The organism is Kitasatospora sp. NPDC088779, from assembly GCF_040685395.1.
In the GTDB taxonomy this organism is placed as follows: Bacteria; Actinomycetota; Actinomycetes; order Streptomycetales; family Streptomycetaceae; genus Kitasatospora.
On sequence record NZ_JBFBHW010000093.1, the window covers coordinates 1 to 13,342 of the forward strand.

Annotated in this window: 12 protein-coding genes; 7 read left to right on the forward strand and 5 right to left on the reverse strand. The window is 69.1% G+C overall.

The features are described from left to right. Nucleotides 1-77: 77 nt before the first annotated feature. Together AB0P03_RS39975 and AB0P03_RS39980 are read right to left on the reverse strand one after the other, a co-directional pair. The gene (locus tag AB0P03_RS39975; RefSeq protein ID WP_363633623.1) at nucleotides 78-722 is read right to left on the reverse strand and encodes a TniB family NTP-binding protein; all 645 of its coding nucleotides are present in this window, start codon (nucleotides 720-722) and stop codon (nucleotides 78-80) included. A 13-nt stretch (nucleotides 723-735) separates the two neighbouring features. Further along, on the reverse strand, nucleotides 736-1,470 hold the full coding sequence (locus tag AB0P03_RS39980) for a hypothetical protein (protein ID WP_363633625.1): 735 nt from the start codon (nucleotides 1,468-1,470) through the stop codon (nucleotides 736-738). A gap of 213 nt (nucleotides 1,471-1,683) precedes the next feature. Here AB0P03_RS39980 and AB0P03_RS39985 point away from each other — a divergent pair, with 213 nt between their 5' ends. From AB0P03_RS39985 to AB0P03_RS40000, 4 genes are all read left to right on the forward strand, one after another. After that, complete coding sequence (locus tag AB0P03_RS39985; RefSeq protein WP_363633626.1) at nucleotides 1,684-2,862, forward strand: tyrosine-type recombinase/integrase; 1,179 nt, start codon at nucleotides 1,684-1,686, stop codon at nucleotides 2,860-2,862. Next, nucleotides 2,859-5,135, forward strand: coding sequence for a tyrosine-type recombinase/integrase (locus AB0P03_RS39990; protein WP_363633628.1), 2,277 nt, complete (start codon nucleotides 2,859-2,861; stop codon nucleotides 5,133-5,135). The genes AB0P03_RS39985 and AB0P03_RS39990 overlap by 4 nt, the downstream gene beginning before the upstream one ends. Nucleotides 5,136-5,145: 10 nt before the next feature. Then, the gene (locus AB0P03_RS39995) at nucleotides 5,146-5,655 is read left to right on the forward strand and encodes a DUF6262 family protein (protein ID WP_363633629.1); all 510 of its coding nucleotides are present in this window, start codon (nucleotides 5,146-5,148) and stop codon (nucleotides 5,653-5,655) included. Nucleotides 5,656-5,857: 202 nt separating this feature from the next. Continuing rightward, nucleotides 5,858-6,175: a hypothetical protein gene (locus AB0P03_RS40000; RefSeq protein ID WP_363633630.1), complete on the forward strand. Its 318-nt coding sequence runs from the start codon at nucleotides 5,858-5,860 to the stop codon at nucleotides 6,173-6,175. Between the two features lie 567 nt (nucleotides 6,176-6,742). Here AB0P03_RS40000 and AB0P03_RS40005 read toward each other — a convergent pair. The 3 genes from AB0P03_RS40005 to AB0P03_RS40015 all read right to left on the reverse strand — a co-directional run bounded on the left by AB0P03_RS40005 (nucleotide 6,743) and on the right by AB0P03_RS40015 (nucleotide 9,639). Further along, on the reverse strand, nucleotides 6,743-8,137 hold the full coding sequence (locus AB0P03_RS40005) for a hypothetical protein (protein WP_363633631.1): 1,395 nt from the start codon (nucleotides 8,135-8,137) through the stop codon (nucleotides 6,743-6,745). Beyond that, entirely contained in the window at nucleotides 8,134-8,892 is a 759-nt protein-coding gene (locus tag AB0P03_RS40010) for a TnsA-like heteromeric transposase endonuclease subunit (protein ID WP_363633632.1), read from the reverse strand. The genes AB0P03_RS40005 and AB0P03_RS40010 overlap by 4 nt, the downstream gene beginning before the upstream one ends. Nucleotides 8,893-9,000: 108 nt before the next feature. Beyond that, nucleotides 9,001-9,639 (reverse strand): hypothetical protein, encoded by a 639-nt coding sequence (locus AB0P03_RS40015; RefSeq protein WP_363633634.1) that lies wholly within the window; start codon nucleotides 9,637-9,639, stop codon nucleotides 9,001-9,003. A gap of 264 nt (nucleotides 9,640-9,903) precedes the next feature. Here AB0P03_RS40015 and AB0P03_RS40020 point away from each other — a divergent pair, with 264 nt between their 5' ends. The 3 genes from AB0P03_RS40020 to AB0P03_RS40030 form a co-directional block, all read left to right on the forward strand. Then, on the forward strand, nucleotides 9,904-10,662 hold the full coding sequence (locus AB0P03_RS40020) for a TnsA-like heteromeric transposase endonuclease subunit (RefSeq protein WP_363633635.1): 759 nt from the start codon (nucleotides 9,904-9,906) through the stop codon (nucleotides 10,660-10,662). Next, the gene (locus AB0P03_RS40025) at nucleotides 10,659-12,701 is read left to right on the forward strand and encodes a Mu transposase C-terminal domain-containing protein (protein WP_363633637.1); all 2,043 of its coding nucleotides are present in this window, start codon (nucleotides 10,659-10,661) and stop codon (nucleotides 12,699-12,701) included. Before AB0P03_RS40020 ends, AB0P03_RS40025 begins: the two co-directional genes overlap by 4 nt. Continuing rightward, on the forward strand, nucleotides 12,698-13,342 hold a 645-nt coding region (locus tag AB0P03_RS40030), incomplete at its 3' end, for an AAA family ATPase (RefSeq protein ID WP_363633639.1). The genes AB0P03_RS40025 and AB0P03_RS40030, both read left to right, overlap by 4 nt.

Genomic DNA, 13,342 nt, shown 5'->3' on the forward strand with positions numbered 1-13,342 from the left:
ACAGGCGTTCCGGACACGGTCGGTAAACGAGCCCGCGACGCCCTGGTCACAGGCCCAGACGGACATCACGGGCGGCACTACCTGCGGTCGGTAAAGTCGAGCACCAGGGCGCGGACGCCGTGGTCCCGCAGCGAGTCGGCGACCTGCCGGATCAGCTGCGGCAGCGTCATCTTCCGCCGCTCGGTGCTGAAGAAGTTCAGGATCGACTCGCAGAGGCTCTTGGGTGTCGCGGTGACCGGGATCTGGACGAACGCGATCGGCGCGTGCAGGTCCAAGGTGCCCTCGACGCTGGCCGGGTTGAGGTGCTGGTGCAGGTCCAGCCACATGTCCTCGAACGCCGCGCAGACCGAGCTGACCGTGGCGGTCTTCCCGTGGTTGCCCGGACCGCTGACCATGATCCCGGGCAACGTCGGGGAGCCCTGGTTGAGGGCGTTGCCGTGCAGGCGCCGGTTGATCACCCGGGCGACCTTCGCCGACATCGGCGTCTGCTGCAGCGGCAGGTTCACGTTCGTCAGCCGCCGGAACAGGTCCAGGTCCGCGCGCCGTCCGGGCTCGAGCAGCCGCCACTGGGCGGGGGTGATCCGGGGCGGAGGGACGAGCAGGTGGCGGGTGGCGCGGTAGTGCTGCCAGCCCTCGAAGATGTCGCGGTGGGGGCGCGGACGCAGGATCAGCTCCGCGATCTCGGCCCGGGTCGGGACGCCGGCCAGCGGGTCCTCGCTCACATGCTTTCCTTGCTCACATGCTCTCCTTCGAGGGGCGGTCCTGCGGCAGGTCCGTCACCGGCGGCAGCAGGAACAGGCCGCCTCGGCGCAGGGAGTCATGCAGCAGCGGCGGCGCGACCGGTTCGCGTCTCGCGGCGCCCTCGCGGCGCCGGCGCCGCGAGGAGTCGACAGCCCGGGCTGCCTCGGAGGCCTGCCCGCCCGGCGGCGGGGACGGGTCGGCGGCCTTGGCGCGGTCGGCCGCGGCCTGGTCGGCACGGTCGCTCTCGCGCGAGCGGGCCGCGCGGTCGCGCTTGCGCTCCCGTTTGGCCTGCTGGCTCGGCCACTGGTCGACCGGTGTGGTCGCGCCGAGGAGTTCGACCAGCACCGGCAGGAGTTCCTCGTCCGAGCGCGGGGCAAGCTTGCGGGCCCGGACTTCGGCCAGCAGTGCCTCCGCGCTCTTGTCGGAGAAGGCCGGGACCTCGCCCTCGGGCGGCAACCCGGTCCAGCGGAGGGTGTGCCAGGTGTCGTGGTCGACGGGGTCCTGAAAGAAGACCTGGCGCCGGTCGCTGTGGACCATCCACTTGCCGGCGTGCTTGCCGCCGCGCTCGGACGGCAGCAGGTAGCGGGGGTCGTCCAGGACCTCGGAGCGGTAGTAGAGCCCGAGGATCTGGACCCCTCGGCGCGGGTGGATCTTGACGTGGTGCTTGCGCAGGACCTTGTAGTAGGACTGCGGCTCGGGGATCTGCAGCGACCATCCGCCCTGCTGCATCGCCGCCGCGAACAGGGAGTTGGGGCTGTGGCCCTCGCCAGGGCCCCAGCAGGGCGCGTACTCGCCCAGGATCCGGTTCTGCCAGACCTTTTTACCGACCGTGGTTTGTGCTGTTCGTGATGTCTGTTCGAGCCTGTGGCGTGGACGTCGCGGGCTCGTTTACCGACCGAGTTCAGGACGTTCCTCATGTTCTGGGGTCGGTACGGAGGACGAATGGTGCGGCACCTGGTGGTCGGGGACTTGAGGGTCCAGCGGATCGAGCGGAGGGGCGGGAGAAGGTCGTGGACCGTCGTCTGGCCCGAGGGCACTCTCCACGCCGAAGCGGACAGGTTCCTGCGCGTCCATGACGGCTCGGGCACGCAGAAGACTTACGCGTACTACCTGGTGGATCATCTGCGGTGGCTGGAGCGTGAGTGCCTGGCCTTCGACAAGGTCGTGCTGCGGGACCTTGAGCGCTACATGGGCGTCATTGGCGCCGAGGTTCACATGCCGCTCGGAGAGCCGTGGCGGATGGGCAAGCGCCCCTACGGCCGGTCCGCGCTGTCGACTGCGGCGTCCTGCCTGAAGGGCTTTTACCTGCACCAGTCCTCTCTCGGCGTCAACGTGGACCTGGGTGGGAAGCTCGACGGCACGCGGTTGCCGTCGCGGGTGGACCGGCACCGCTCGCTCCTGGGGCACGTGAAGACCGCGATGCCGGCGAACCCGCTCTCGCCGAAGGGACCGCACCGCCGGCATCCGAAGATGCTGCCCGACGGCGCGAGGGAGAAGTTGCTGGCGACGGTGAACTCGGCCCGGGACCGGATGGTGGTGACCTGGCTGGCCGACGGCGGGCTGCGGATCGGGGAGCTCTGCGGGCTGCACCTGGTCGACCTGCACCTGCGCGAGAACGCGGGCTGCGGCGAGTGCCGCGCCCCTCACCTGCACGTCTGCCACCGGCCCGGCAACCCGAACCGGGCCGAGGCCAAGACCAAGCACCCCTGGCGGGTCGAGCACGGGACGGTCACCGGCGGGCTGATCAAGCGGGTCAGTCCGGCGATGGTGCACTCCTACTTCGAGTACCTCACCAGCGAGTACCCGCGCGAAGCCAGGCACGGCATGCTCCTGGTCCAGTTGCACGGGACTCACGTCGGGCAGCCGTGGGCACCGGTCGGGGCCCGCCGGATGCTCGGCCGGGCCGGGAAACGCGCCGGCCTCGGGCTGGTGAAACCCCATGCTTTCCGCCACACGTTTACTTCCGCGGTCCTCGACGCCGCCGACGGCAACCTGCTGATCGCCCGGGACGCCGGCGGCTGGGCCTCGGCTGCCACGGTCGACGAGGTCTACGGACACGTCGACGTCCACGACCCAGCCTTCGACTCCGCTCTGCGCGCGGTCTGGGGTGAGACGCGGTGACCACGACTGTTTTGGTCCCGGTGCGGGACGGCCGGGAGGGCCGGGACCGGTTGGAGATCATGACCGCGCTGGTCAGCTCTCCGTCCTTCGACGCCGTGTTCCGCTCGGTGATCGTCGAGATCCCTCCGGATCACCCTGTCTACCGATGGGTCTGCCTGGTCACCGACTGCGAGCGGCCGAAGATGGGCCGGGGCGATCTCTGCGGCGCCCACGAGACTGCATGGCGTCAGGTCCGCGCCGAGGGGTCCCGAGCGGAGTTCCTGCGCACGACCGATCCGATCGGGCACGGCGAGGAATTGCGCGAGCGACCGTGCCGGCTCTGCCCCGGGCGGCCCGCGCGACAGCTGACCCTGGAACTGTGTCATCACCACCAGTTCAGCTGGTATCATCACCGCGACCGGCACGGCGACGCCGCCGATTTCGACACCTGGTTGGCCAAACAGCTGCCCAGGCCCGGATACGGACGCTGCAAAGCCGTGGTCTGCCCTGACCTGGCGGAATCGCCGCTGGGGCTCTGCTATCGGCACCACCGGCGCTACCGCAGGGAGGGAGGGCCGGGCGGGGCCATGCTCCCAACGCAGTGGGGCAACCGTTACGAGCGGGTCGGCTTGCCGGTGCCAGTCATCTACGACAACGAGTCGGACTTCCGGTGGTGGTGCTCAAGGACAGCGCCGGTATCTAGACCAGGGCAGGTCAACCTCCGCGGCCTGCACGCGCTCCTGAGGGCCGAGATCCAGTGGGGGCTGTCCGTCCATGCCCGTGGATCGGGCAGGCGCTGGGAACTCACTCATATCCAGGGCCTGGCGGACTACTGCCGCGAGCACGGGCTTCATTCGCTCACCGACCTGGCCGCCGACGGCCTGGACGCGGAGAAGGAGAAGGGCCTGCTGAGCACCGCCGGCCGGGATGCCGCCTACCTCGCCCGGACCCTCATCGACCTGCTCACCCCGCTCTATGTGACGCCGGATCAGACCCGCGAGCAGGGCTACCTGAACACCGAGCACTTCGGCCGGCGGCTGAACAACCGGTCGCCGCACATGGACCTGACCTCGATATCCCAGCGTTGGCTCCGCGACCTGGCCTGGGATCACTTCGCCGCGATACTGCGCTCGCCGAGCTGTCCGCGCTCAGGTCACACCTTCGACGGCACCCGGCGGGCCTGCATCGAGCTCAGCGCCTTCCTGGAGGTCCGGGCCCCTGGCGGCGGGCATGACCCAAAGCTCCTTCGGCCGGAGCACGTCCACGAATTCGCCGCCGACCAACGGCTGCGGGAATTGGACGGGCTGCCGTCCCTGGGAATGAAGGGCCTGCACGGGAAGCCGTCCATCGTGACCGCCTACACCCGCCAGATGGTCTTCACCCGCACCCGGCGGATCCTCCTGGAAGCCCTGGAATCCGGCGAGGCCGAACGGCTCGGCCTCGACCGAGCTTTCGTCACCGCCATGCCCTCTCCGGGAAAGATCATCACCCGGACGCGAAGCCCATTCTCCGACGAAGTCGCCCAGGCCCTCGCCGCCGAGACGAACCTGCTGACGCTCGCCGCCTCCCACGACCCGGCCGACCGCGGGCTCCGCGACGCCTGGGAGACCATCGTCGTCACCGGACGGCGCTGCAGCGAGGTGATCAAACTGCGTCTGGACTGCCTGGGCCGCTACGGCGGGCTCCCCATGCTCTGGCACGACCAGACGAAGGTCGGCAACTACGACGCCGCGATCCGTATCCCCGAACAGCTCCACCAGCGGCTGGAAGGCCGGCAACGCAAGACCCTGGCATTGTTCGCCGCTCGCCACAACCGCCCACCGACCCCGGAGGAGCGTGCCCACCTGCCGCTTTTCCCCAGTAACCAGCGCAACAGCGACAGCCGCCGACCCCTGTCCTACCAGTGGTTCCACCGGGGCTTCAAGGCATGGATCAACGACCTCGACATCGGCCGGTGGGTTCCCCATCAAGCTCGGCACTCTCTGGCCACCAGCCTGCTGCGAGCCGGAGCGAGCCTGACCCACATCCGCCGCTACCTCGGCCAGGTCTCCGGGAGAAGGCCCTGGCTGGCCTCGGCCTCCTCAACGACGCGCTGGCCCTGGACCTGCGCAAACCCCAGGACTACTTCCACCGCGTCTGGTCCACCGCCTTCCGCGCCGCTGACCTCGCCGAAGCCGGCCACGACGAGCACAGCCAGGCTGAGACCAGCACCGACGAACAGGAATGCGCGTGACCGCAACCGTCCCCGAACCTCGCACGGCCGCCGCTCTCGCGGCCCGCCGACGCGGCACTGACGCCGCCCTCGTGCGCGTCCGCGATGCGATCACCCGGCTCCGCCGCGAGAAGGCCCAGGTCAGCATCGCCGCGGTCGCCCGCCGCGCGAACGTCTCCCGCACCTTCCTCTACGACCACCCCGAGGCCAGGGCCACGATCGCCGCGGCCATGACCGAGACCGGAGAGCGCCGGGCCCAGTTGCTCGCCGACCAGGACCAGGAGGGCGAGGCGATCTGGCGCGAGCGGGCACTGAACGCTGAGGACGGCCTCAAGGCCGCCCACGCCGAGATCCTCGCCCAGCGCACCCGCATCGGCGAACTCCTCGGGCAGGTCCGCGACCTGGAATCCGAGTGGACCCAAGGCGCCGTCCAACGGATCACCACCGAGAACACCACCCTCAAGCAACGCGTTCGCCAGCTCACCGCCGACAACCGCACCCTGGATGAACGCCTCAAGGCCGCCCGTTCAAACCTGCGGTTCCAGGACCGTCGCGTTGCCGACCTCGAAGCCCAACTCCTCGACCCACCCGTCGGAAAGTAGCCCGGCAATACCCGGGCCGAGGGGCGCGATCATCATCAGGTGACCGGACCTCTCGGCCCGGACCAGAGCGATCGACGGTCGGCCAGCCGGGCCGCGGGACGCAAGACTGACTGCAGAGGGTGTCGCCGAGAATCAGAAGCAGAGGATCCGGTGGGTTGGGGCAAGCTACTCTCGACGCCTGGCCGTAAGGCATGATCCGGGCATGGCAGAAGCAAAGCTGGATCAGCTGGCGCGGTTGTGGGACGAGTTCAGGGCCTTGCCTTTCCCTCCGGGCTTCTACCAGCGAGAGCCCGAGGGTGAATGCATGGTGATGATGGACACGGCGCTCGCCGGCTGTGTCTCCTCAGCCATGGACGGCTCTTTGGATGACCGACGCCGAGACATTCTGCAGGCGCGCACGGGGGTCCTTGGAGGGATCCTTCCGTCCATTGGTGATGACGAGTACGCAACCAAGTACTTCACTCACTTGCACGAGATGGCCGCGCTGGCGCTCCAGCTCGACAATGCTCGAAGCGCATAGTGCCCGTCAGGCGGCGTCGGCGTCGGCTAACGGATCTGACATATCATCAATGATCCGGCGGTGAACTCTTGCCCCGGGCCTGCCTGTCCAGGTGCTCGATCAACCGGGTTTCACTCCGCTCAAGATGCTCCCGCTGGTCGTGAGGCAGCGATGCCAGCGCGTCAACGAGAACTCGCTTCCGGGGAACGTGAACCATCGCGCCGGAGTAGATCCGGCAGCCGGAACACCATGCGAACCCGATGCATCGCTCGAACATGGACGACTCAGGCGGATAGAAGCGGTACTGGTAGGAACGGACAAGCGTCCCGCAAGCGGCGCAGATCCGCTGGTCCCCGTCGGAAACCGTCTCCCAGGTCCCGACCTTGCGCCAGTGCCGCCGCTCAGCCGGTGCTCTTCAAGTCGTCATGGCGGAGCATTCTTCCTCATGACGAGCACTCCCGGCATCAGCCCTGGTTACTGCAAGCGGCTCTGTACGTCCACTCGTACATACCTCTGTACTTCAACTCGTACGCCGACATCTCCCGTCGATTACATGTACGCTACGTATCACCGCAGGTCGAAGGCCATCTATGGACTCCCGCGGTCGGTAAACTTCGCGACAAGCCACTCGTCCAGGAATTCCTGGATTTCCAGCATCGACCACAGTGGTTCGTCCTCCACGCCTCGGCCGCGGTGTTCGGCGGTGCGGCCGAGATAGCCGGGGATGAACTGGCAGAACAGGGTGGCCACTGATTCAAGCGTGCGTTCGATGTGGGGCTTCTCCGCTGGGGAGCGTGGGTGGCAGGGTTGGAAGGTGATCTCCAGGGTGCGGCAGGCGGCGCGGAAGTTGTCCGAGATGAACGCCTTGCCCCGGTCACAGACGATCGTCTCGGGAATGATCACCGGCCGGGCGGCGGCGTGTTCGAGGCGCTCGTCCAAGGACAGCAGCCTGCGATGCGGCAGCACCGAGCGGGACATCGCCAGCGCCTGGGCCCAGCCCGGCCGCATCGGCTCCGGGGTCAGCGCGCGGGCCAGCAGAAGCGAGGCGTCCACCGACTTGGTGGTCGGCCGCACCACCGCGGCGGCGATGGTGCGGGTGGCAACGTCGACCAGCCCGGTGAGCTCGACGCGACCGGGAACCCCCTCGTCCAACCTCACCAGCACGTCCAGCGGGGTGGAGTCGATCTGCATCAGCTCGCCCGGGGCCGCGACCGACTCGTAGCGGAACGGCCCCTCGGGCTGGTCGGCCAACGAGCGGCGCGTGCGGGCCGATCCGGTGACGTGGACGCCGTGCGACAGCTTGTCGAAGAGCCGGTAGAACGTGGCCCGCGACGGCATCCCCACCGCGCCCTGGCCGTGTTCGGCGTCCAGGATCCGCTCGGTCCGCCAGCGCGCGTACTCGATCGTGCGGGTTGAGGCCGAGACGCTCTCGCTGATCGCCTGGCGGATCGCCGCCACCAGCCGCGGATCGGCCCGGCCGAGGAGCGAGGCGTGCGGGGCGAGCCGGCGGTCCACTACCGCCGCGATTCCGCCGGCCTCGTACTGCTGGCGCTTGCGCTTCACCGTCCGTGAGGTGACCTCTTCGCCCAGCGCGGTCAGCTCGGCGGCCTTCGCCCGCTCGCGTTCCGCCAGCGAGCGGCATGCCGGGTCGTACTCGGGCTTGACCCCGCTCCCGGCCGGGGCGTCGGGCGGCAGGCCGGTGAGGAGTTCGACCAGGTGCCGCTGCCACCACAGCGCGCGCTCGGCCACCGGCCTGGGCAATGTGTCCAGCAGCGCGGCCGAGCCCAGCGCGGTGCGGTTGCCGGCCCCGAGCACCGTGAAGTCCTCCGCAGACTGCAGGTGGACCTGGTCGACGAGCATGCCGATCCCTTGGGCGTCGGCCAGCCGGACCCGCATCCCAGTCAGGCCGACCACCGTGTAGGTGTGCTTCTGAAATCTGATTCGGTCGCCGAGCCGCAGCTGCCCGGGGCGCGCGGATTTCACGGTCGTTCCCGGGACGCCAGGTGCACCAGTGTGACGGTGCCCAGTGGGGCCGTCGTCAGGTCCGCCGTCAACTCGTGCCGCCAGAGCAGGTGGTAGAGCACTGTCAACACGGCCAGCCGGTCCCCGACCCGCTCAGCCCCCGCAAGCAGGGGCAGCGGATCGGTGAAGACCTCCCGCAGCCGGTCGACCACCGGCGCGCGATGGCAGCGGCGGTGCCGGTAGCGGGCCAGCCAGCGCAGGTTCGCCCGGTAGGGCTGGTTCAGGTCGCCAAGGTGGCGGAACTGCCAGCCCACCGCCTCGCAGATTCGTGCGGTGAACGCGAAGACCTCGGCGGTGGCCTCATCGACCAGGTCCTCCGGTCGCACGTCGACAACGACACCCGTGTCGTCCAGCAACCGGGCGAAGTAGTCCGGGGTATGTCGGCGCTCCCGCTCCCCGTCCGTCCAGGCGAGGCGGAAGGGCTGTGAGGCCAGCGCGACGACAGCGGGATCGAAGTCCAACGCCATCGCCGCGTCCCTCTCCGCCCACGGCTCATAGCCCACCTGGGTCCGCGAGGTCGCCGCCCAGTACTCGCCGGTAAAGTTCTTCTGCCCCTTGAACGAGGCGAACGGCCTTACTGGCACTGCCAGTTCGAAGGGCTCCGCCCACCAGCACGTTAACGGGCCGGAACGCTCGACGCCGTCGGCGTCGATGAACCCGACCTCGACGCCCGAGGCGTACTCCCGGGCAACGGCCACTGCTGCGGCCCCGTCCACGAACACCTCCGCCCTGCCGGGAGCCCCCCGTCACTGCGAGGGTGCAGCACCCTGCGGGCCACCATGGCCGAGAGCCGGAGACGTCACGCGAAAGGGTGACAACCCGCCTCAAACCGTGTCGGCAACGAGGACGATTCCGGATGCACTGGTGTCCGGCCCGATCTGCCGGGGGTCAAGGCTCGATTCCGCAGCGACGGTAGGCGCGTCGCAGTCGCCCCAAGTAGCCGCCCAACTGCTGGCCCTGTCGTCTTCGGGGTCGAGGTCTTCGGGCTTCCCTGGGATGCCGAACGCATCCAGAAGGCGGCGCTCGACGCCAGAAGGCTCGCCCAGTGCCAGCTCAGGGCACTCGGCAATCCACCGCCTGATGACGGCACCGCCTTCGGCGATCAACCATGCCTCGCCGTCGTTCTGCTCGCTATGGAAGTAGGCCTGAGCTCGTCCAAATTCCGAGCTCAGTTGTTGGCACAGGTCCGTGACGAGGTCGGTGCGCGTCGGATAGGGCAGTCCGCACCATGCCCCAACGATCAAGGTCCATCCCTCGATTGCTGGGGTGATCACGACTGTTGAGAATCGCTCCTCGCCGCTGTGCGCAACCTCGTCGATGAGATCGACACCGTCCGCCCAGGTTGTGGCGCGCACGTTCCTGAGGCCAAGTTGCGCGACAAGATCGGCTTGGTCGGCGCCATGGACCGCGATCCACGAGAGCCAGCATGCGCGTATCGCCAAGGGCGAGTCGGAGGTCTCCACGACCGCCACCATAGTGTCCCGTCTCAGTCGATCTGGTCCCTGTCTCAGGTGATCTGGTCCGATTCGCTCGTCGTCTCAGATGATCTGGTCCGGCGGGGTCTACTGTTGTCCGGTCTCACCAGACCTGGTGGTGTCTCACTCGTCTCAGGTGGCAGTCGGCCGATTCGCGGCGCGCGTGGCCGACCGTGCCCGGTTTTCACCTTTCAGGGTGGATTGAGTCTCATCTGATCTGGCTGGTCTCACCGGACCCGTGATGGTCGTCCCATGGACAGGACGCACGCACGTTCCGATGAGGCCCTGCTGGAGGTGGCGGGCTTCGATGTGGCCTGGGTGGAAGCCGGGACCGAGGTCCGGCGGCCGTTGAGGGACGCGGTGGGGATCGCGTTCGAGGACGTACAGCCGGTACGTGACTTTCCGTCGTACCGAGGCCAGCGGCATTTCCCGGGGTTGTACTGGTCGGCGACGACGGGCCGACATGTGGGGTTCGAGTCGTGGTTGGAGCGGGACCACGCGATGCTGCTCGACTTCGACCCGCACGTGACCGGGTTCGCTTCGCAGCCGTTCTGGCTGTGCTGGCGCGATGAGACGACCCGGAAGGGACGGTCACACGCGCCGGACTACTTCGCGCGGGCCGCCGACGGAACGGGGCTGGTGGTCGACTGCCGTCCGGTCGACCGGGTCGACGATCGCTCCGCAGTGGCGTTCGCGGTGACGCGGCAGGTCTGTGAGGCGGTGGGCTGGGCCTATCGACTCGTCGGGGCGCTTGATCCGGTCCGGGTGGCGAATCTGCGCTGGCTCGCCGGCTATCGGCATCCACGGCACGCGGCCGCGGATGGGACGGTCACCGCGGTACGGGCGGCGTTCGCGGTTCCTTCGCCCTTGATGGCCCAGGCCGCGACGGTCGGGGACCCGATCGAGGTGCTGCCGGTGGTGTTCCACCTGTTGTGGTCCGGGGTGCTGGGGGCGGACCTGTCCCGTCCGTTGGGTGATCTGACGCTGGTCGAGCGGAGGTACGGGCGATGAGCGGGCTGCTGCCGCGCGGGGTGCTGGGTGTCGGAGACCGGGTGAGGTTCGAGGGCAGGGTTCATTCCGTCGTCGGGCTGGCGGGAACGATGGTCCGTCTCGTCGACGATCACGGGGCGGCGAGCCTGGTCGTGTTCTCCCATCTGATGGCCTCTGACGGGTTCGCGTTGCTGGACTCCCAGCCGGGGGCACCGGGACTGCCGCCGTTCGGACTGCTGGACACCGTTCCTGAACCCGCGCTGCGGCGGGCGAAGTTCTTCGAGCGACACCTGATCGAGGTGGAGACCGGTCTTCTGCCGGACGCGCCACCGGGGTCCAGTCCGCGTCCGGAGTTCGACCCGAAGTGGCGCAAGCTCAGTGAGCGCATGGTGGCCAAGGCCGAGGAGCTGACGGTGTCGGGCACGCCGGTTTCGGACCGGACACTGTTCCGGTTGCGGGGTCTGTGGCGTGAGCAAGGGGTCTGGGGGCTGGTGGACCGCCGGGTGATGCGCGGCTCCCGGCCCGGAGGCAATGCCGACGAACGGCTGGTCGCTGTCGTGGTCGAGGTGCTGGCCGCACAGGAGAGCCTGTCGACGGGCACCCGCAGCCGGGTGATGCGCCGAGTCGAGCGGCTCGTGGCCGAGCGACACGGCCAAGGAGTCGTCGAGATCCCGTCGCGGGCGACGTTCTACCGCCTGATCAAGGAACTCGACGAAGGCAAGCACTCCTTCGGGGCAGCGACCACCCGCCGGTCGCAGGGCCGGCGTCCGCAGGAGCCGTTCACGCCGACGATGGCCGTCCGGCCCGGCGAGGTCGTCCAGATCGACACGACGCCGCTGGACGTGTTGGCGGTGCTGGACGACGGGGTGACCGGTCGGGTCGAACTGAGCATCGCGGTCGATGTCGCCTCACGGACCATCTGCGCGGCAGTCCTGCGTCCGGCCGGGACCAAGGCGGTCGACGCCGCCCTGCTGCTGGCGCGGACCCTGGTCGCGGAGCCGATGCGGCCCGGGTGGGCGGAGGCGTTGCGGATGTCCGCGTCGCTGATCCCGCACGCGCGGCTGATGAGCGTCGACGCCCGCTTGGAGCACGCCGCCGCCAAGCCGGTCATCGTCCCGGACACCATCGTGATCGACCACGGCAAGGTCTTCATCTCCGAGACCTTCACCGCGGCCTGCCGCACCCTGGGCATCTCGGTCCAGCCCGCCCGGCCAGCCACGCCGACCGACAAGGGCATCGTCGAGCGGACGTTCTCCTCGATCAACACCCTGTTCTGCCAGCACGTCGCCGGCTACGTCGGCTCCAACGTCACCCGGCGAGGCCAGGACGTCGAAGCCGTCTGGACGCTGCGGGAACTGTCCGAGCTGTTCGAGGAATGGCTGATCGCCTGCTGGCAGAGGCGGCCCCACGAGGGCCTGCGCAGTCCGTTCCTGCCGAACAAGGCCCTGTCGCCGAACGAGGTCTACGCCCTGCTGGTGGCCCGCGCCGGGCACCTGCCGGTCTGCCTGACCGGCGACGACTACATCGAACTGCTGCCGGTGGAATGGCGGAGGATCAACGACTACGGAATCGTGATGGACTACCGCACCTACGACTGCCGCGAGTTGGGCCCCTACCGCCGCCAGCCCTCCGGCGTCCCGGTCAAGGGCGACCTCTGGGAAGTCCACTACGACCCCTACGACCTGTCCCACGTCTGGGTACGCGACAGCAGGGCAGGCGGATGGATCACCGCCCCATGGACCCGGCTGGGCACGGTCTCCGCGCCGTTCGCGGACTTCACCTGGCGCCACGCCCGCTCCCTGCTGGCCGCCCGCGGCGGGGACGACACCGACGAACGGGCCATCGCGGCCGCGGTCGAGGACCTGCTGACCCGCGCCGGAACCGGACCGGACCGCAAGGTCGCCGCCCGCACCCGCGCAGCCACCGCCCTTTCCGCCCGGCCGGGCATCGAAGCGCCGCCAGCCCCCGAACACGACACCGACCCGGCGCCGGAAGCAGTCCTTGGCGAGGTCGTCCCGTTCGGGGTGTTCGACGCCTTCACCGACGGGAGCCGCGCATGACGCACCCGCCGCAGCCGGAGGAAGTCGACCACCCGCTGACGACGAAGGAGGGCTGGTCCGCCTTCGTCAACGAGATGCCCGCGCCACCTGTCGTGCTGCCGCCCGCCGCCCTCCAGCGGCTGACCGAGGCCGAGCGCGCGGACTACGACGCGGCCCGGGAGGACTACCACGCCCAGTTGGTGATCGTCTCGACGCCGACCATCCGCCACGTCGCCGCCACCGGGCGCAAGCGCATCCTGCTGAACCGGCACCAGCACTCGGCCCGGCGCGGTCTGATCGTCTCCGGCCCGGCGGGCACCGGCAAGACCACCGCCATCACCCAGCTGGGCAAGAACTACGAGCAGTTGACCCGCTGTCGCGGCGCCCTCTCGCCCCAGGCGCTGCCGGTCCTCTACGTCACCGTCCCGCCGGCCGCCACACCCAAGATGCTCGCGATCGAGTTCGCCCGGTTCATCGGGCTACCGCTGCCGTCCCGGTTCAGCCAGGTCGAGGTCACCAACAGGGTCTGCGACCTGCTCTGCACCCTGGGCTGTCGACTTGTCCTCATCGACGAACTGCACAATCTCGACATCCAGACCCGGATCGGCGCCGAGGCGTCGGACCAGATCAAGTACCTGTCCGAGCGCATCCCCGCCACATTC